Below are 18,044 nucleotides of genomic sequence, written 5' to 3'. Positions count from 1 at the left end.
CCGTTCGACGGTCGGCGCGAGATACTTCGTACCCGCACTGATGAGCGGCGCGAGCCGTCCGGGACGGGACTTATGCCGTTCGAAGACCACGTGCGCAGGTATGTGCGAACGGGCGGCGACCTCGGAGCGGGACTTCTGGGCGGACGCGGACGAATCCGAGGCGCTCCGACGGTATCGAACGCTCGTCGACATCGTCGACGACGGTATCTACCAGCTCGATGCCGACGGACGGTTCGTCGCGGTCAACGATTGCATCGTCGAGCTGACGGGCTACGCGCGCGACGACCTCCTCGGCGAGCACATCTCGCTCGTCCTCGCCGAGGACGATCACCGCCGAATCGAACGGGAAATTTCGACGCGGCTCTCGACGGGTGACCGGCGGCGACAAACGTTCGAATTGGCGGCCGAGACCGCCGACGGCGGGACGATTCCCTGTGAACTCCGGTTGAGTCTCCTGACCGACGACGGCGAGCTCCGGGGCACCGTCGGTATCGTTCGAGACATCACCGAACGGAAACGCGCCGAGGCCATCATCGAACGCCGAGAGCTCGAGGAGGAACTCGAACTGTTCCGGACCCTGCTCGATCACTCCACGGACAGCGTGCTCGTCATCGATCCGGAGACGGGCCGGTATCTGGACGTCAACGAAACCGCCTGCCGACGCCGCGGCTACACTCGCGAGGAGTTGCTGTCGCTAACGGTTCCCGACGTCGAGACCGGACTCCCCGACCGAGACGCGTGGGACTCCTTCGTCGCCGACCTGCGGGCCGAGGGGACGATCACGTTCGAGGGTCGTCACCGACGAAAGGACGGCACGACCTATCCCGTGGAGGTCAACGCCGTCGCCGTCGAACTCGACCGGGAGTACGTCCTCGCAATCTCGCGGAACGTCACCGAGCGCCGGGAGCGCGAGCGCGAACTCGAGCGCAAGGAGCGGCGATACGAGGCGATCTTCGAGGATCCGAACATTCTCGTCGGCCTGCTCGAGCCCGACGGGACGGTCATCGACATCAACCGGACGGCGATGGAGTACGTCGAGGCCGACCTCGAGGCGGTGAGGGGCGAGCCGTTCTGGGAGACCGCGTGGTGGGGCGAGAGCGACGACGTACGGGACGCGGTCGAGGAGTGGACCGAGCGCGCGGCCGCGGGCGAGTACGTCGAGTTCGAGACCGACCTCACCCGACCGGACGGCCAGTGGTACGCCCTCAGCGGCTACTTCCGTCCGGTCACGAACGACGACGGCGAGGTGGTATCGATCATCGTCTCGGACCGCGACATCTCCGCGCGCAGAGAGCGCGAACGCGAACTCCAGCGCTACGAGCGGATCGTGGAAACGATCGACGACGGCGTCTACGTCCTCGACGGTAACAGCCGATTCGACACGGTAAACGAAGCCTTCGCCGACATGCTTGGTCGCGACCGGGAGGCGCTGGTCGGGGAACACGCCGCGACGGTGTTTCCGGAATCGAAGGTCGATCGAGCCGAGCGGCTCCAGCGGGAGATGGTCACGGGCGAGACCGACATCGCGGAACTGGACGAACACGTCACCGCCGCCGACGGCGAGATTCCGGTCGTGACTCGATTTGCCCCCTTCGAGACGGACGACGAGGTCGGTCGCGTCGGCGTCGTCCGCGACGTTACGGACCGCGTCGAGCGCGAGCGCCGTCTCGAGCGGAACAAGGAGCAACTCGAGACCCTGTTCGAGGTGCTGCCGGTCGGGGTCGTCGTCGCGGAGGCCGACGGGGCGATCGTCGCGGCTAACGACACCGCACACGAGATCTGGGGCGGGGACGTGTTCGACGCCGAGTCCGTCGACGAGTACGAGCGGTATTCGGTGCGGTGGGCCGACTCGGGCGAGCGGGCCGACCCCGAGGAGATGACGCTGGCCCGGGTGCTCCGCGGCGAGGAGGTGCGGGACCCGGACGTCTTCGAGATCGACGCCGCCGACGGCGAGCGCCGGATCATCGAGGCGGCGGGCATGCCGATCCGCGGCGAGGCCGGCGAGGTGAGCCGCGGCGTGATCACGCTGAGCGACGTCACCGAACGCAGGGACGCCCAACGACAGCTCGCGGAGTCCGAGCGACGCTACCGGACGCTCGTGGAGAACTTCCCGAACGGTGCGGTCGGATTGTTCGACGAGGAGCTCAGGTACACGGCCGCCGGCGGGGCGATTCTGGAGGAGGTCGGCACCGCGGAGGAAGAGATCGTCGGGAAGACCCTCTGGGAGCGCTACCCGGAGGAGTTGGCCGCCCAGCTCGAGCCGAACTTTCGGGCCGCACTCGACGGCGACACCAACGCCTTCGAGATCGAGTTCCACGGCCGCCACTGGATCGCGTACACGCTGCCGGTCGCGGACGACGACGGCGACACGTTCGCCGGCATGGTCATGGTTCAGGACATCACGGAACGCCGGAAGTACCAGCGAAAGCTCGAGGAGTCCAACGAGCGCTTAGAGCAGTTCGCCTACGCCGTTTCGCACGATCTGCAAGAGCCCCTGCGGATGGTCACGAGCTATCTCAACCTCCTCGCGGACCGGTACGGCGACGCCTTCGACGAGGACGGCGAGGAGTTCCTCGAGTTCGCCGTCGACGGGGCCGAGCGCATGCGCGAGATGATCGACGCACTGCTCGCGTACTCGCGAATCGAGACGCGGGGCGATCCGCTGGAACCGGTCGATCTGGACGCGGTGGTCGCCGACGTGCGCACCGACCTCCAGCTCCGGATCGACGAGACCGACGCCGAGATCGAGACCGAACCGTTACCCGTCGTCGAGGGCGACGCGAACCAGCTACGGCAAGTGTTCCAGAACCTGCTGGCGAACGCGATCGAGTACAGCGGCGGCGAGCGGCCCCGAGTGCAGATCAGTGCCGAGCGCGACGGCGGGAACTGGGTGCTCTCGGTCAACGACGAGGGGATCGGCATCGATCCCGACGACCGAGAGCGCATCTTCGAGGTGTTCCAGCGGCTCCACACCCGCGAGGAACACGACGGCACGGGGATCGGCCTCGCGCTGTGCAAGCGGATCGTCGAGCGCCACGGCGGCGACATCTGGGTCGAGCCCGATCCCGACGGGGGGACGACGTTCTCGTTTACGCTCCCCGCCGCGAACGGAGACGAGGCGTAAGCGCCCCTCTCGAGCACCGATCGCGTCCGTCGAACGCCGCGAGCACCGTCAGTCGCCGTCCGCTGTGTCGGTTTCGGGCGAATACTCGTCCGGCCCGCAGCCAAGTGACCGGTGCGGACAGTGCCGGCAGTGCTCGCCCGGCGTCGTCTCCCGGAACGAGGGCTCGTCGACCGCCTCGAGCGTCTCGAGGACGGAGTCCCACGACGGCAGTGCGTCGGGCTCGAAGCAGTCGACGCGGGGGCCGTCGACGTCGCCGACGTAGACGTAGCCGACGGCCGCGATCGGCTCGTCGAACCGGTCCTCGCAGGCCCGCAGGTAGAGCGCCAACTGGACGGCCTCGTCGGGGGAGAGCCGCTCGGCGGTGGCCTTGTAGTCGAGGACCGCGAGGCCGCCGTCGGGCAGCCGCCGAACCGTGTCCACGTAGCCGACCACGTCGCCGGTCACGCCGGCCACGTCCTCGAGCGAGAAGGGTAGTTCCGCGGCCAGCGGCTCCCAGTCGGCGACCGGCCGGTCGTACGCGGGTGCGGTCGCCTCGAAGTAGCGGTCGACGCAGGCGAGGACGCCCTCCCGGTGTGCGAGCAGGTCGCGCGCGGTGAGCTGTCGGACGGCCGCCTCGCGCCACGCCTCGCGGCCGTGGTACTCGCGGTGGAAGGCTTCCTCCGCGACGTCGTGGAAGACGGTGCCGACGATCCGCGACGCCGAGTCGGCGGGCGCTGCGGTCTCGGTTCCGGCTCTTTCCGCCCACTCGAGCGGATCGGGGTCGTCGATCGCTCGGACGACGTGATCGAGATAGTGTTTCCGCGCGCAGGTCTCGTGGGTGTCCATCGCGGAGTAACTGTGACGCATCGCGACCGGGAGGTCGGTCGCCGTCGCCAGCGTCTCGACCGGGAAGCGGACGGTGTCGGTCGTCAGCGCGGAGAGCCGGCGGCCGCTGGGAACGCGAGCCGGCGGCTCCGAGCCGTCGGCCGACGCCGCCTCGAGCGGGCCGTGACTCGCGGCGTCGGCGGCCGACAGCAGGGTTCCGTCGCGAAGCTGTCGGCCCAACCGGTGGACGGTCTCGATCGCCTCGCGGGTCTCGAGCGGTTCGACGGGGCGGTCCCCGTAGTCGGCGTAGTAGGTGATCGTTCCCGGGCTCTCGCCGGCCGAGGCGGCGATCTCGTCGGTGCGGTCGACGATCGTTTCGGGGTAGACCTCGCGCACCCGATCGAAGCTCGCGGTCAGCGACGACCAGAGATCCATCCGCTGGCCGGTCACGGACCACTCGATATCGGTCGCCAGACACGCATCGGCCGTCGACGCCGCGAGTTCGTCCTCGTCGCCGTCGTACTCGTAGTCGGAGCCGAACACGAACAGGTGGTTCTCGGCCCGAGTGAGTGCGACGTGGAGCACCCGCCACTCCTCGCCGACCCGCTCCGCGGCGAGGTCGGCGTGCAGCGGGGAGTCGACCTCGTCGTCGAGCGTCGCGGCCAGCAGCCGGTACCGCGCTCGCTCGACGTAATCCCCGTCGACGCACCACTCCTCGTCCGAGAGGTAGGGCACGAGGACGGTGTCGAACTCGAGGCCCTTCGCCTGATGGACCGTCATCACGTCGACGCAGTCGTCGGATCTGGTCCCGCGGGTCCGGTCGCTCCCGCCGCTCCGAAGCGTCTGGGCGAGCGCGTCCACGAACTCGGTCGAGAGCGACTGGACGACGCCGTCGGAGTCGTAGGCCTCGACGAACCGCTCGAGGCGGTCGAACTCGTCTCGCTCCTCGCTCGCACAGAACCACTCGATCCGCGTCAGCTCTCGGAACCGGCGGACGAACCCCGAGAGCGGATAGACGTCCCGGACCCGCTCGAGTTCCGCGAGGTGGTCCCGCGCCGTCGCGAGCCCGTCTGGGTGCTCGAGGTCGAGCGCCGCCGGATCGGCCGCCATCACTGCATCGTACAGTGAGCCGTCCCGCCGTTGCAACGCCGCGAGGTCGTTCTCGGGGAGCCGGTACCGGTAGAGCAGCACGCGCCGGAGGTGGGCGTCGGCGTCCGGTTCGACGAGGACGCGCAGGTACGAGAGCACCGTTTGCATTCCGGGCGAAATCTCCCCGCGGGGCGAGCCGGAGATCTCGTAGGGAATCTGCAGGTCCCGCAGTTCGTCTGCGACCGTCTGCGCGTGGTGGTTCGTCCGAACGATGACCGCGATATCGCCCAGCGAGCGCTGGGGGACGTTCGCGGCCTCGCCGTTGAGCAGCCGCGAGACCGTCGTCGCGACCTGTTCGGGTGTCGACTGGGGCACCGCATCGCTCTCGACCTTGACGACGCGGTCCGGCGGCTCCGCCTCGTCGTAGCTCCCGCGCGTCCGGCCGTCCTCCCGCAGCGTCTTCGAGGACTGCGGGCCGTAGTCACAGCCGTTGGTCAGGTCCAGGATCTCCTGTCTCGAGCGGAAGTTGAGCTCGAGTTCGATCGCCTCGTGGTCGTCGTAGGCCTCTGCCAGCCGGTCGAGCCCCTCGCGGTCGGTACCGCGCCAGCCGTAGATCGCCTGATCCTTGTCGCCGATCGCGAGCAGGTCCGGCCGGTCGGGGCCGTCCGTGAGTTCGGTGACCAGCGAGAACTGGGTCTCGTCGGTGTCCTGAAACTCGTCGCAGTAGACCTGCGTCCACTGGCCGGTGATTTCGCTTGCAATCGCGTCGTCGTCCAGCAGCCCCGTCGCCGTCCGCACCAACTCGTCGAAGTCCATCGTCCGCTCGGCCGCGAGCGCCTCGTGGTAATCCGCGTAGACGTCGGCGTAGTGGCGGGCCAGCCGGAGGAACTCGACGTAGTGTTTCAGGCGGCCGAAGGGAGTCTGTTCGATCCGACTCGTCGCCTGCCCCCAGATCCGGTTGCCGAACAGCGCCCGCGGCAGGTGTTTCGTGGTCCGGTCGTCCAACGAGAGCGTCTCGATCGTGTTCGTCACGCACGTCTGGAGGGTCCGGAGATACCGGTCGATATCTCGAACCACGTCGTCCTCGCGGAACGTGTCCGGCGCTTCCGCGATCTTCTCCCGGCAGTAGGAAACGAGCTTGCCGTAATCGACCAGCGATTCTCGGGCCGTCTCGAGGTGCTCGTCCCGGTTGAAGTACCGGAACGACTCGTTGTCGAACGAGAGGTCGTCGCCGGCGGTTCGCTCGAGCCAGAGGACGAACTCGTTGCACAGCTCGAGGGTGCGAACCGGTGGCAGCCCCGACTGTAAGTCGTCTGGCGTGATGTCCTCCTGGCTCATCGATTGGATGAACCGGTCGACCGAGTCGACGAGGTCGGCCGGCGAGCCGTCGTTGCGGGTCGACGCGGCCGCGAAATCGTAGTCGTTGGTCGCGAGCAGGCGGCCGATGAGCCGCCGTCGCGTGCGCTCGGTGACGACGTCGAACTCGGGCGAGTAGCCCAGATAGTAGGCGTACTCACGGACCAGTCGGTAACAGAACGAGTGGTAGGTGTAGACGTCGATCGCCGCCGCGGCGTCGGGATCGAGCCGCTCGGCGACCGCCGTGCGGATGCTCGCGGCCGCCTCGTTGGCGAAGGTCAACACGAGCACGTCGTCCGGATCGACGTCGCCCCGCTCGACGGCGCGCTCGATTCGGACGAGCATCGTCGTCGTCTTCCCGGTGCCCGCGCCCGCGTCGACGGAGGTACAGGCCGCGCGGCTGTCGATAACCGCCTCCTGATTGCCCTTCGGTTCGATGTCCTCGGCCGCTCCGTCCCGCGGCGTCTCACCCATCGAACCGCACCTCCTGACTGATGTATTCCTGACAGCAGACGGTGTACTCGCAGTCGGGACAGGCGTGTTCCTCGATCTGATCCCAGCGGTCGGACGGATCGAACGGCCCGGAGACGAGGCTCGAGGCGACGGTTGCGAGTCGACTATCGACGGTCTCGTTTCGGTGGTCGTGGGTCATGCCGTAGGTGTGGTGATCGATGTAGACGTCAGTGAGATCGACGACCTCGAGGCTCGTCTCGACGGTGTCCCGGACCCAGTTCACCGCCGTCCCAGACCGGTCGGCCAGCGGAATCTGGACGTAGCGGCAGGTCCGATCGCCCAACTCGAGCCGGTCGCGGAGGGTACGGAGCCCGTCGATGACGACGGCGGTCTCGAAGAGCGAGCCCACCGGGTCCGGGTCGAACGCGTCCCGCTCGTCGTCGAAGTGGTCGGTGAAGAGGTCGGCCACGTCGCCCTCCCAGTCGGAGCGATAGCGCAGGCGGCCGAGCGGTGCGAGCGTCGGGACGAACCGGACGCCGACGATCGACGAGCCGTCGCCGTAGACGTAATCGACCGTCGCGTCGATCGTCACCGCGTCGGTCGCGGGTGGCTCCGACCCGTCCGCCGCGTCGGGGAGCGCGACCGTACTCGAGAGCGGGAGTTCCGGCCCGATCAGTTCGCCGCGGGCCGCATCGGCGTCGAGTCGTTCGAGTCCCGCGGCGTGGTCGACGCCGACGCGCTCGAGGTACGCCGAAAGCGTCGCCTCGAGCACCCGCCGCTCGTGGCGGCGCTGGGCGACGGAGTGGAACGGCTCGTCGTGGTCGGTCCACAGCGCCGAGAGCCGGTCGCGGGCGACGGTCTCGAGGGCCTCGCGGTCGGTCTCGCCGCTCCGGAGCGCGTCGCAGATAGCGGTCCGCAGGAGGGCGACGCGGTCGTCGACGGCGTCGTCGTCGCTCCCATCGAGTCCGTGGACGTGGGCGAACTCGTACCGGCGGGGACAGTGCAGCGCGGTGCGGAGCCCGTCGACCGAAAGCGAGGCGGCGCTCGAGTCGGCGTCAGTCATCGCGGACCACCTCGCCCGCGGCGAACTCGAACTGCGAGCGGACCGCCTCCGCGAGTTCGTCGTCGATATCGCCCTCCTCGAGCACGACCGCGATCTCCTCGAACAGCGCCTCGGTCTCGCCGAGATCGGCCTCGCCACCGGTGCTCGCCTCTCGGAGCACCCGCTCGAGTTCGCCCCGCGGCTGGGCCAGCAGCGCCTCGAGCGCGTTCGTCTCGCCGTGGATTGCCGCGTCCGCGGCGGCGGCGATCTCCTCGAAGGCGAGGCCGGGGGTCGACTCGATCAGTTTCAGGTAGCGCGACTCGTCGTAGGTCCGCTGCAGGCTTCCCGAACCCCGCTCGTAGGAACAGCAGTAGAGCGCGCGTTCGGCGGCGCGAGCCCCGAGCGCGAGCCGCCTGCGGGACCGCTGGGCGTGGTACGTCTCGAAGGGGTCCCCGAAACCGTCTGCGTCGACCGTTTCGAAGGTCTCCGCGATGTCCGCGTCCGAGGGGGCCGTGACCGCGGGGTAGGCCGGCATGTTCCGGAGCCACGCCGTCGGGAACAGTTGGGTGAGGAACTGTTCGCCCGGGTAGGTCTCGTCGATCAGATCCAGCAGGAAGACCGCATTCCGCGAGTCGTACTTGAGGTCGTCGACGGCACAGACGGTGACGCCGCCGGTCGGCGGCCGCGTCTCGACCGCGTGGACGTACGGCGCGTCGTACTGGATCGTCCGGCGGAGCATCCGGCGCAGCCCCTGCCAGTCCGGCCCCACCAGATCCGTCTCCTCGACGAACCGGGCGATCTCGAGGACGCGCCGGACGCCCTCGTACTGCTCGCGGGCGTCGATCCAGTCCTCCTCGAGGGCGATCCGCCCCTTCAGGTCCGTCTCCCGGATCCAGCGCTCGAGCGAGCGGCGCACGCTCGCCCCGGCGGTCGTCGCCAGCAGGTCCGGCGAGAACTCGGGGACGCGGGCGCGGAGGCGATCCAGTGAGACGTCCCGCGGGTCGCTCGAGCCCCGCCTGCGGTCGGGCGACTCGGCTCGAGCGAATCGGTCGCCATCGCCGTCTCGCTCGCGTTCGCACTGGAGCGTGACGACCGCGTAGAGTTCGTTCACCGCGGGATCGTCCGCCAGCGAGGGGGTGCCGATCGTCGCCGTCGGTACGCCGGCGTCCCGGAGCCGCCGTCTCGTCTCCGGTACCCGTTCGATCCGCGGGACCGCGACGGCGAACTCGTCGTGGGACCAGCCGTGCCGATCGCGCAGCGATTCGATTTCGGTCGCGACCGCCCGCACCTGTTCGCGGGCCGTCTCGGTCCGGACGCGTCGCGCGACGCCCGCCGGCTCGGCGTCTCCGGGTTCGGCCCCGGCCGCCGCGTCGAGCGTGGTTCGATCCGGCGTCTCGCCGGTCGCGAGGAATCGAGTGATGGCGCGATGTGGGGGTGAGGGAGGTGAACCCTCGGTACCGTCTTCGGCGGCGGCCACGGGCTCGAGCGGCTCGACCTCGAGGCCGGCCTCGGCCGCGATGGTCGCGACGCGGCCCGGTTCGACCCGCGTGCGCTCGACGCTGGCGTGGCGCTCGCCGAGACAGACGAGGTCGGCGTCGCGGGTCAGCGCCGCGAGGTACCGGCGGTCGAGCCGGCGGTACTCCTCGAATTCGACGGCGAGGACGGCGTCGAACGAGCCGGTGACGCGGGTTCGCAGGCCGTCGGCGTCCGCCTCGAGCAGGTCGACCGCCTGCGGGACCACGTCGGCCCGCTCGACGTAATCCCGGTCGTCGAGTTCTGCGTGGAACCGGTCGTTCATCGCGTACAGGAAGGCGAGACAGTCGTGCGGATCGTCGATCTCGAGGTCGTCGAGCCGGAGCCGTTGGCGGGTCGCCGCGAGCAGCAGTTGCCCCACGTCGCGCGAGAAGCTCTCGTGGGCGGCCGCGCGCTCGAGGTAGTCGGGCACCGCGCGGCTCGCGCCGTCGATCACCAGCGAGATGAGTTCGATACGTTCCTCGTACTCGAGGCGGGAGAGCGTGGGATCGTACTCCTCGATGGTCTTCGAGGCGTGTTCCGGCAGCGATTCGATCCGGGGCGAACGGGGTCCCCCGTCAGCCCGCTCGCGGTCGATCTCGGCCAGCGCGTCGGTCAGGGACTCGAGGCCCGTCGGATGCCGTTTCAGGACCAGGACGTTTCGCGGGCCGTGTTCCGCCGCGAGGGCGGCGTATTCGGCGGCGACGGTCGCGAACACGTCGCTACCGGGGGCGGGGCCCGGGAGGAGCTTGCAGGTTCCGTCGAGTGCGGGCGGCGGGGACGCCATCGGTTGTACGTCACCGTGTATGGCCGAATCCCTACTTAAATGTGGGCACGACCTGATCGCTGTCTGTCATCCCGGGACCGATCGACCGCCGATCGTCGCCCGCGGCCTCCCGCGCTCGTCCGGAGCGACTCCAGTCCGACAATCCTTATATTGTATACCGAATACGGTACAGTATGGAGGATATTTTCGTCGCTCGAGTCATGTCCTCGTCACTGCACACGGTGACGCCGGACACGCTCGTCGAGGACGCCGCACAGGAGATGCTCGCCAACGAGATCGGGTCGGTCATCGTCGTCGACGACGACAACCGGCTCGAGGGGATCCTGACGACGACGGACTTCGTCGAGATCGTCGCCGAACAGAAGCCGAAAGACCAGACGCCGGTCTCGACGTACATGAGCGCCGACGTCGTGACGGTCACGGCCCAAGACAGCATCCGCGACGCCGCGGACACGATGGTCGAACGGGGCTTTCACCACATCCCCGTCATCGACGAGGACGAGGGCGTCATCGGCATGGTCACGACGTCGGATCTGGCGGGCTACATTTCTCGCGTCCAGTCGCCGAGCCCCGAGTAATCGTCGCTCGGAAGCGGGCGGGCGAGGCCGGTCGCCGGGACTGCGGACCGCGGCCGCCTCGTGCGATCAGTTCGAGGCCCGCGGGACGAAGGGACCGAAATCGGCGGTTCGCGCGGCGATCGTCGCGATCCGGAGCGCGTAGCTCAGCAGGACCATAAACGGGAGGAAGACGAGCACGACGCCGCCGGCGGCGATCGCCAGCAGGAGCCAGTCGTTCGCGACCGCGTCCGCAATCTGCCCGTAGGAGACGAGCAGCAGGCCGCCGCCGACCAGCGTCGGGAAGCCGACGTACAGGAGCATCCGCGAGAGGACGGCGAGTTCGTGCTGGACGTACAGCGTCTTGAACGTCTGGCGGGCGACCGCGAGAAAGCCCAGCAATTCGATTAACTCCTCGAGCGGTTCCGTCTCGTCGAAGACGCCGTCCCACTCGTCTCGGAACGTCCGCGCCGCGTGGTAGTAGTTCCCCTGATGGTGGCCGAGCACCGCCGACAGCGCCTCGAACGTCCCGAACTCGGCGTCCTCGAGCGCGTTCGAGACCGTTTTCCCGTCCGACTCGAAGGTCTCGATGAACCGCTCGACTTCCGCCCGCTCGTCCGGGTCGGCGTCGTCCGCGAGCGCGTCGGGAAGCCGCCGGGCGCGGACGACGGTCGCGGTGACGATGACGTTCAGGAAGGCGGCCGGTGACGCCGGACTGACGCCCGACTCGGTCAGTTCCTCGACGTCCCGCTGAAACTCGGTCATGCCGTCGAATCGATCCCTGAGATCCGGCGTCCAGCCCAATTCCTGGGAGAGGACGAGCTGATTGATCGCCAGGACGATCGTGATGAACGGCAGCGTCCCGCCGACGAGCGAGCCGTAGAGCGTCACGACGGCTCCCGCGTCGGTCACCGGAAACAGCCCGCCGACGTACAGCGCGATGACGGCGACGTACAGGCCCGCCGTCAACAGGCCGGCGATTACCAGTCGGTGCCCGTCGAGCATCAGCCAGCGCCTGAGCGGCGACTCGGTTATTTTCTGGTAGGTCAACTGGCTCTCTTCGCCGTCCGCGGTCGTGGACAGCTCCCGGTCGCGTGCGCTCATGTCGGCCCGGTCAACGTCGGCGCTGAAAAGACCGGGCGCGCTACTGGACTCGCTGAGAAGCGCCCGAACCGCGGTCGCCCTGTGCTCTCCGTCGACGCGTCACTCGACGGCGAACATTTCCTCGTCCAGTCGGCGGCCGCCGGTCCAGCACTCGCCGGCGAACCACGCGAAGTAGCCGAGCGCGAAGACCGTCATCGCGGCGGTGAGCAGCCACGCCGCGCTCGCGACCTCGAGCCGGCGGAGCTGCGACAGCCCGAACGCGCCACAGCCCACTGCGAGGATCGCGATCCCGACCGCGGCCACGCGGGGCCAGCCGACGGTCCGGCCGCCGACGGACAGTCGCTCGCGGGTCCCGGCGAGCACCAATACGATACCGACGACGGCGAGCCAGCCGGTCAAAAGCAGCGTCGACGGAGTCGCGAGGTCACCGCCGACGAGGAAGAGCCCCGCCAGTAGCACCGTTGCGAACCCGCCGCCGGTGAACCCGCGGCGAACGACGGCCTTCAGTCCGCTCATCGCTCGGCCGGTTCGCCGGGCGCACAGTTAGGCGTTCTCACTCTCGCCCGGTTGCACCGGATCAGTCGTCGTCCATCGGCGCGCTCACGGGCTCGACGCGCTCGCCGCGGGGCCCCTCGAGGTCCACCTTCGGGAGCAGGTCCCGCAGGTAGCGGCCGGTGTGGGAGTCCTCGAGTCGCGCGACGTCTTCCGGGGTGCCGGTCGCGACGATTTCGCCGCCGTTCTCGCCGCCCTCGGGTCCGAGGTCGATGACGTGGTCGGCGTTCTTGACGAGGTCGAGTTCGTGCTCGATGACGGCGACGGTGTTGCCGTTGTCGGTCAGCCGGTGGAGCACGTCGATGAGCTTGCGCTCGTCCTCGCTGTGGAGTCCCGTGGTGGGCTCGTCGAGCAGGTACAGCGTCTCGCCCGAGTCCTTCTTGCCCAGTTCCTCGGCGAGCTTGATCCGCTGGGCCTCGCCGCCCGACAGCGTGGTCGAGGGCTGGCCGAGTTTCATGTAATCGAGTCCGACGTCTTTGAGCAGCTTGAGCCGGCGGCGGATCTGGCTCGAGGACTCGAAGAAGTCGTAGGCCTCCTCGACGCTCATCTCGAGGACGTCGGCGATGGTCTTGTCCTTGTAGGTAACGTCGAGCGTGGCGTCGTTGTAGCGCGCGCCGCCGCACTCCTCGCAGGGGACGTACACGTCCGAGAGGAAGTTCATCTCGATTTTCACCGTGCCCTGTCCGCCACACTCCTCGCAGCGGCCGTCCTTGACGTTGAAGGAGAACCGTCCCTTCTCGTAGCCGCGCTGTTTCGCGAGCTTCGTCGAGGCGAACAGCTCCCGGATGTAGTCGAAGACGCTGGTATAGGTCGCGGGGTTCGACCGCGGGGTGCGGCCGATCGGCGACTGGTCGATCAGGCGGACCGTCTCGATCTGGTCCAGTCCCTCGATGGCGTCGTGATCGCCGGGGATCACGCTCGTGTTGTCGTTCATCTCGCGCGCGAGGCCCTTGTAGAACACCTCGTGCATCAGCGTGGATTTCCCGGAGCCGGAGACGCCGGTAATCGCGGTGAAGCAGCCCAGCGGGATGTCCACGTCGAGATTCTTGAGGTTGTGCTGGCGCGCCCCGCGGATCGTTATCGCGCCGTCGGGATCGCGTCGCTCGTCGGGCACCGGAATCTGGCGCTGGCCCGAGAGGTAGTCGCCGGTGACGGATCCCTCGGTGGCTTTGACCTCCTCGACGGAACCGTTGGCGACGACCTCGCCGCCGCGCTTGCCGGGGCCGGGCCCCATGTCGATGACGTTGTCCGCCCGGCGCATGGTCTCCTCGTCGTGTTCGACCACGAGGAGGGTGTTGCCCAGATCGCGCAGTTCCTCGAGCGTGTCGAGCAGCCGGTCGTTGTCCCGCTGGTGGAGCCCGATCGAGGGCTCGTCGAGCACGTAGAGGACGCCGACGAGGCCGGAGCCGATCTGCGTGGCGAGGCGGATGCGCTGGCTCTCGCCGCCCGAGAGCGTCGAGGCCTCGCGGTCGAGCGTGATGTAGTCGAGGCCGACCTCGCACATGAATCCGAGCCGCGCCCGGATCTCTTTGAGGATCTCCTCGGCGATGACCTTCTCGCGCTCGGTGAGGTCGGCTTCCATCGACTCGAAGTGCTCGCGGGCGTCGCCGATGCTCATCGCGTTGATCTCGGTGATCGAACTGTCGTCGACGAGTACGGCGCGACTCGCGGGTTTCAGTCGGGTGCCGTCACAGGCCGGACACTCCGTGACCGACATGTAGTCCTCGATGTGTTCCCGGGTCGAGTCGGAGTCGGTCTCGAGGTACCGGCGCTCGAGGTTCGGGATGACGCCCTCGAAGTGCTTTTTCTTTCGACGGGTGCCGTTCTTGGTACTTCGTTTGAACACCACTTCGCCGTCCGTACCGTAGAGGAACGCCTGCTGGACGTCCTCGTCTAACTCCTCGAAGGGCGTCGAGAGCGGGACGTCGAAGTGCTCCGCGACGGCGTCGAGCCGGGTCCGGTAGTACGACCGGTTGTAGCTCCACGGCTCGAAGACGTGTTTGAGCGGCTTGGACTCGTCCTGCAGGACGAGGTCCTCGTCGACCTCCTTGGTCTCGCCCAGCCCCTCGCACTCGGGGCAGGCTCCGTGGGGCGAGTTGAACGAGAACGACCGGGTCTCGATCTCGGGGATATCGATCCCGCAGTGCGTGCAGGCGAGATCCTTCGAGAACTCGACGACGAACCGGTCGTTCTCCTCGGTCTCCTCGCCGAGCGCGCCGGTCCGGCGGGCCTCTTCGCCGAGGTCCGCGGCGACCGCTTCGGAGGCGTCCGGGAGGATGACCTTCAGGACGCCCTCGGCCTCGTCGAGCGCCGTCTCGACGCTGTCGATGATCCGCGGGCGGGCCTCGGTCGAGACCTTCACGCGGTCGACGATCACGTCGACGGTGTGATCGAAGTTCTCGTCTAAGTCGGGGTCGTCCATCGTGAGGTCGTACTCCTCGCCGTCGACCTCGACGCGGGCGTACCCCTCGGAGACGAGTTCCTCGAAGAGATCCTCGAACGCACCCTTCTGGTCGCGGACGACGGGTGCCGCGAGTTTGGCCTTGGTTCCCTCGGGCAGCTCGAGGATGCGTTCGACCATGTTCTGGGCCGACTGCTCGCCGACTTCGCGACCGCACTCGGGGCAGTGTGGCGTGCCGACGCGGGCGTAGAGCAGCCGCAGGTAGTCGTGGAGTTCCGTGACCGTCCCGACCGTCGATCGGGGGTTGTTCGCGGCGTTCTTCTGGTCGATCGAGATCGCCGGCGAGAGCCCCTCGACGGTCTCGACCTGTGGCTTGTCCATCTGGCCGAGGAAGTTCCGCGCGTAGGCGGAGAGGCTCTCGATGTACCGGCGCTGGCCTTCCGCGTAGACCGTCTCGAACGCCAGCGAGGACTTGCCCGAACCCGAGAGGCCGGTGACGACGGTAAACGCCTCGCGGGGGATCGTCACGTCGATGTCCTTGAGGTTGTGCTCCTCCGCACCGCGTACTTCGATGAAGTCCTTGCTCATCGTTCGGTCGCGTATAGAGACAGTCTCTTCTGTCGACGCAGTTCCAGATTCATTGTATCTGTGTCAGTGGCCGCAAGGACTTAACGGGTATGAAAGGCCGCTACCGTGCCGTTAGTTACCAGTTCTAACTCGAGGCGGGCGGTCCGTCAGCCGTCCGCCGCGCTCTCGCGTGGCTCCGAATCGGCCGAGCCGGAACCTCGATCCTGCCACCACTGGCCGAGTATCGCACCGGTCGCGAGGGCGACGAGACAGAGGGCGACGGCGACGTTCACCAGCGGCACCAGATAGAGGAGTTGAACGACGACCGTCCCGACGACGAGCGCGAGCCAGCGGTTCGGGTCCGTGCCGGAACCCACGCCGCGCAGCAGGAACGAGCCGACCGCGACGATCCCGATCGTATTGGCGACCGTCAACGCCGCTGAGGCCGCGACCATCGCGACGAGGGGGACCCGCTCGAGGATCTCGGGTGCACCAAACCCGACGAGCAGCGTCGTGGCAGCCGAGACGGTCGCGAGGAGGACGACCCCGCCGACGACCACACCGACTCCGATCACGCCCGCGGTCGCGGGGCGCTCGTCGAGTCGGTCCTCGACCGCCCGGACGGTCGACGGGGAGACGGCCAGCACGAGCGCTCCGACGGCGAGCGTGAGCCCGACGTAGACGCCGAACGCGAGCGCGAACTCCGTGGGCGTCGCGGGGTTCGTGACGGCGTCCGCGAGGTCGCGCCGTGCGGTGACGGCCGCGGGAACGGGCCCCGAGAGCGGAATCGCTGCTGTGGAAATCCGGTGACGGCTCGCAGCCATACTCACACTCGTGCGAGCCCGTTCCTCAATCCTGCGTTCGCCGTCGCCGGTTCGGTGCTGACTCGAGAATTGGCCCCTCAGTTCGATCCCCGGCTTCGGGCCGTCCGCTGCGGACCGGCACCCGGACCAAAGTAACTTCGGCCGGCAGCCCAAAGGACGAGTATGAGCGACGACGCCGCGGACGACCTCGCGGTCGACGAATTCGTCGAGTACTGCCGCACGCAGGCCGGCCTCCTCTCGGGCAGCGTCGAGACGATGGGCGAGGAAGCCGACGACCTGCTCGACGAGATCGATCAGGAGATGGCCGAGATCCGGTCGCGCCTCGAGGCGCTGCCGGACGAGGTGGAAGCGACCGAATCCCCGTCGACCGCGGACGTGCCGGACGCGAGCGAGGTCGACGTCGCGGCGATCGAGCAGTTACAGCAGGAACTCGAGGAGAAACAGCTGCTCGTCGAGGCGAAACAGGCCCGCATGCAGGCGTTTCAGGATCTCGCCGCCGGGTACACCGACCTCGCCGAGGAACTATCGTCGGCCGTCGACGACGGACAGGAGGCGCTGACTCGCGTCATCGAGTTCGAGGCCGACGCCGACGCGCCGGCGTACTTCGACGAGCGGGAGACGATGGTCGAGGCCGCGGCCGCGTCCGCTGAAGCCGAGTCGGAACCCGAACCCGAATCCGAATCTCGGTCCGAGTAACCGGTCCCGCGGTCAGTATTCGTTCTCGAGGGCCTCGAGCACCGCGTCTACGTCCTCTTCGCTGTTGAACGCGTGGACCGACGCGCGGATCGCGTCCGGCGTCGGCAGCGGTCGGACGACGATCCCCCGATCGGCGAGGCGTTCGACAGTCGCCTCCGGCTCGTCGACATCGATGGTCACCAGTCCGGATTCGTACTCGCGCGGGCTCAACAGCCGCTCGTCCGGAACGCCCGCTTTGAGGCGGTCGGTGAGCATCTCGATCCGCCGCTGGATCGCGTCGATCCCGACGTCCTCGAGCACCGCGATCGCTTCCGTCAGCCCGGCGTAGGGGGCTGGACTCGCGGTGCCGACCTCGAACCGCCGCGCGCCCGCTGCGTACCGATAGTCGCCGGCGTTCTCGTCCTCGACGCTTCGGTAGCCGATCGCGGCGGGGACGCAGTCCGTCTCGACGCCGTCGCGGACATAGAGGAAGCCGGCACCGAAGGGGCCGAGCAGCCACTTGTGGCCCGCCGCGACGACGAAGTCGGCACCCCACTCCTGCACGTCGACGGGCACCTGCCCGGGCGACTGGACGGCGTCGACCAACACCAATGCCCCGGCGTCGTGGGCGATGTCGACGATCTCCGAGACCGGCAGTCGCGTCCCGTGGGTCCACGTGAGCGAACTCACACAGAACAGCGTCGCGTCGTCGGCCGCCGCCTTCACGTCCGCGAGGTCGAGCCGTCCGCCCTCTGTCTCGAGCACCCGCACCTCGACGCCGTACTCGCGTTCGAGGCGCTGCCACGGCAGGATTCCGGCGGAGTGCTCGAGGTCGGTGCGAACGACGACATCGTCCTCGTCCCAGTCGAACGCGCCCGCGATCCGGTTGATCCCGTCGGTCGTGCTCTGGGTGAGCGCGATCTCGCTCGGCGCGGCCCCGAGCAGGTCGGCGACGGCCGCTCGCGCCTCGTCGTAGGCGTCGAACGCCGCGGGGTACATCCCCTCGGCCGCGGGAGCCTTGTACTCGTGGTGCTCGAGGGCCGATTCGGCCGCGTCGACGACGCGGCGCGGGCTCGGCCCGCCGGCGCCCCAGTTGCAGTAGACGGTCGACTCGAGGGCCGGGATCGCCTCGCGTAGCTCGATCGGATCCATCGGGTGGTCGTTCGTGCCGTCCCGTGTTCGTTCTGGCGGTTACTCCGC

General features: G+C 68.4%; 11 protein-coding genes. 3 read left to right on the top strand and 8 right to left on the bottom strand.

All coding sequences use genetic code 11. The features are described 5' to 3' along the window. Nucleotides 1–100: 100 nt before the first annotated feature. The gene (locus ACT4ML_RS02905) at nt 101–3,124 is read left to right on the top strand and encodes a PAS domain S-box protein (RefSeq protein ID WP_444719512.1); all 3,024 of its coding nucleotides are present in this window, start codon (nt 101–103) and stop codon (nt 3,122–3,124) included. Between the two features lie 48 nt (nt 3,125–3,172). Here ACT4ML_RS02905 and ACT4ML_RS02900 read toward each other — a convergent pair whose 3' ends face one another. From ACT4ML_RS02900 to ACT4ML_RS02890, 3 genes are read right to left on the bottom strand one after another with little or no spacing between them, the layout of a single operon-like run. After that, nucleotides 3,173–6,847, bottom strand: a complete 3,675-nt coding sequence (locus ACT4ML_RS02900) for a UvrD-helicase domain-containing protein (RefSeq protein WP_444719511.1) — start codon at nt 6,845–6,847, stop codon at nt 3,173–3,175. Then, nucleotides 6,840–7,889, bottom strand: a complete 1,050-nt coding sequence (locus ACT4ML_RS02895; RefSeq protein ID WP_444719510.1) for a hypothetical protein — start codon at nt 7,887–7,889, stop codon at nt 6,840–6,842. The genes ACT4ML_RS02900 and ACT4ML_RS02895 overlap by 8 nt, the downstream gene beginning before the upstream one ends. Further along, the gene (locus ACT4ML_RS02890; RefSeq protein ID WP_444719509.1) at nt 7,882–10,167 is read right to left on the bottom strand and encodes a hypothetical protein; all 2,286 of its coding nucleotides are present in this window, start codon (nt 10,165–10,167) and stop codon (nt 7,882–7,884) included. The genes ACT4ML_RS02895 and ACT4ML_RS02890 overlap by 8 nt, the downstream gene beginning before the upstream one ends. 173 nt (nt 10,168–10,340) lie before the next feature. Here ACT4ML_RS02890 and ACT4ML_RS02885 point away from each other — a divergent pair, with 173 nt between their 5' ends. Then, nucleotides 10,341–10,745 carry a CBS domain-containing protein gene (locus tag ACT4ML_RS02885; protein WP_444719508.1) on the top strand — a complete coding sequence of 135 codons (405 nt, stop codon included), beginning with the start codon at nt 10,341–10,343 and terminating at the stop codon, nt 10,743–10,745. Between the two features lie 66 nt (nt 10,746–10,811). Here ACT4ML_RS02885 and ACT4ML_RS02880 read toward each other — a convergent pair whose 3' ends face one another. From ACT4ML_RS02880 to ACT4ML_RS02865, 4 genes are all read right to left on the bottom strand, one after another. Further along, nucleotides 10,812–11,825, bottom strand: a complete 1,014-nt coding sequence (locus ACT4ML_RS02880) for a hypothetical protein (protein WP_444719507.1) — start codon at nt 11,823–11,825, stop codon at nt 10,812–10,814. Between the two features lie 99 nt (nt 11,826–11,924). Continuing rightward, nucleotides 11,925–12,341 (bottom strand): hypothetical protein, encoded by a 417-nt coding sequence (locus ACT4ML_RS02875; RefSeq protein WP_444719506.1) that lies wholly within the window; start codon nt 12,339–12,341, stop codon nt 11,925–11,927. 61 nt (nt 12,342–12,402) lie between these two features. Continuing rightward, a complete protein-coding gene (gene uvrA / locus ACT4ML_RS02870) occupies nt 12,403–15,366 on the bottom strand; it encodes an excinuclease ABC subunit UvrA (RefSeq protein WP_444719505.1) in 2,964 nt (987 codons plus the stop codon). Between the two features lie 146 nt (nt 15,367–15,512). Beyond that, nucleotides 15,513–16,169 (bottom strand): hypothetical protein, encoded by a 657-nt coding sequence (locus ACT4ML_RS02865; RefSeq protein ID WP_444719504.1) that lies wholly within the window; start codon nt 16,167–16,169, stop codon nt 15,513–15,515. Between the two features lie 162 nt (nt 16,170–16,331). Here ACT4ML_RS02865 and ACT4ML_RS02860 point away from each other — a divergent pair, with 162 nt between their 5' ends. Then, entirely contained in the window at nt 16,332–16,865 is a 534-nt protein-coding gene (locus ACT4ML_RS02860) for a hypothetical protein (protein WP_444719503.1), read from the top strand. Nucleotides 16,866–16,877: 12 nt separating this feature from the next. On the opposite strand, the gene ACT4ML_RS02855 is transcribed toward ACT4ML_RS02860, so the two are convergent. Continuing rightward, nucleotides 16,878–17,996 (bottom strand): aminotransferase class V-fold PLP-dependent enzyme, encoded by a 1,119-nt coding sequence (locus ACT4ML_RS02855; protein WP_444719502.1) that lies wholly within the window; start codon nt 17,994–17,996, stop codon nt 16,878–16,880. Nucleotides 17,997–18,044: the final 48 nt, after the last annotated feature.

Origin of the sequence: Natrinema sp. LN54 (assembly GCF_052439245.1) — an archaeon.
GTDB classification, from domain to species: Archaea; Halobacteriota; Halobacteria; order Halobacteriales; family Natrialbaceae; genus Natrinema; species Natrinema versiforme_A.
This window is presented reverse-complemented; position numbering and strand designations above follow the sequence as displayed.

What these genes read in the sequence shown, in the direction of transcription:
- ACT4ML_RS02905 (WP_444719512.1), top strand. Translation starts at nt 101, where the DNA reads ATGTGCGAACGGGCGGCGACCTCGGAGCGGGACTTCTGGGCGGACGCG.
- ACT4ML_RS02900 (WP_444719511.1), bottom strand. Translation starts at nt 6,847, where the DNA reads ATGGGTGAGACGCCGCGGGACGGAGCGGCCGAGGACATCGAACCGAAG.
- ACT4ML_RS02865 (WP_444719504.1), bottom strand. Translation starts at nt 16,169, where the DNA reads ATGGCTGCGAGCCGTCACCGGATTTCCACAGCAGCGATTCCGCTCTCG.
- uvrA (WP_444719505.1), bottom strand. Translation starts at nt 15,366, where the DNA reads ATGAGCAAGGACTTCATCGAAGTACGCGGTGCGGAGGAGCACAACCTC.
- ACT4ML_RS02860 (WP_444719503.1), top strand. Translation starts at nt 16,332, where the DNA reads ATGAGCGACGACGCCGCGGACGACCTCGCGGTCGACGAATTCGTCGAG.
- ACT4ML_RS02875 (WP_444719506.1), bottom strand. Translation starts at nt 12,341, where the DNA reads ATGAGCGGACTGAAGGCCGTCGTTCGCCGCGGGTTCACCGGCGGCGGG.
- ACT4ML_RS02890 (WP_444719509.1), bottom strand. Translation starts at nt 10,167, where the DNA reads ATGGCGTCCCCGCCGCCCGCACTCGACGGAACCTGCAAGCTCCTCCCG.
- ACT4ML_RS02885 (WP_444719508.1), top strand. Translation starts at nt 10,341, where the DNA reads ATGGAGGATATTTTCGTCGCTCGAGTCATGTCCTCGTCACTGCACACG.
- ACT4ML_RS02895 (WP_444719510.1), bottom strand. Translation starts at nt 7,889, where the DNA reads ATGACTGACGCCGACTCGAGCGCCGCCTCGCTTTCGGTCGACGGGCTC.
- ACT4ML_RS02855 (WP_444719502.1), bottom strand. Translation starts at nt 17,996, where the DNA reads ATGGATCCGATCGAGCTACGCGAGGCGATCCCGGCCCTCGAGTCGACC.
- ACT4ML_RS02880 (WP_444719507.1), bottom strand. Translation starts at nt 11,825, where the DNA reads ATGAGCGCACGCGACCGGGAGCTGTCCACGACCGCGGACGGCGAAGAG.